The organism is Halomonas sp. ND22Bw (assembly GCF_003011945.1).
In the GTDB taxonomy this organism is placed as follows: domain Bacteria; phylum Pseudomonadota; class Gammaproteobacteria; order Pseudomonadales; family Halomonadaceae; genus Halomonas; species Halomonas halophila.
The window spans coordinates 1-326 of sequence record NZ_PXWD01000473.1 but is presented as its reverse complement, the minus strand read 5'-3'; the positions used below and the strand labels follow the sequence as shown (position 1 = coordinate 326).

Below are 326 nucleotides of genomic sequence, written 5' to 3'. Positions count from 1 at the left end.
ATCGACGCCTCGACGTCGGCGAGCCCCGCTATCGGCCCGCTGTAGAGGACTTCACCGCCCTTTTCCCCGGCTCCTGGCCCCACATCGACAAGCCATTCGGCATGGCGGATCACGTCGAGATCATGTTCGACGACGAACAGGGAGTTGCCCGCCGCCTTGAGACGCTCGAGGATGGTGAGCAAGGCTTCGCCATCTGCCGGGTGCAACCCTGCCGAGGGCTCGTCAAGCACGTAGACCACGCCGAAAAGCTGTGACGACAATTGCGTGGCAAGCCGCAAGCGCTGCAGTTCTCCGGAGGAGAGCGTCGGCGTGCTGCGGTCCAGCGG

General features: G+C 64.7%; 1 pseudogene. It reads right to left on the bottom strand.

Annotation, left to right across the window (positions count from 1 at the left end):
- Nucleotides 1–326 (bottom strand): annotated as a pseudogene (locus CVH10_RS18990) (excinuclease ABC subunit A); the annotation flags it as partial.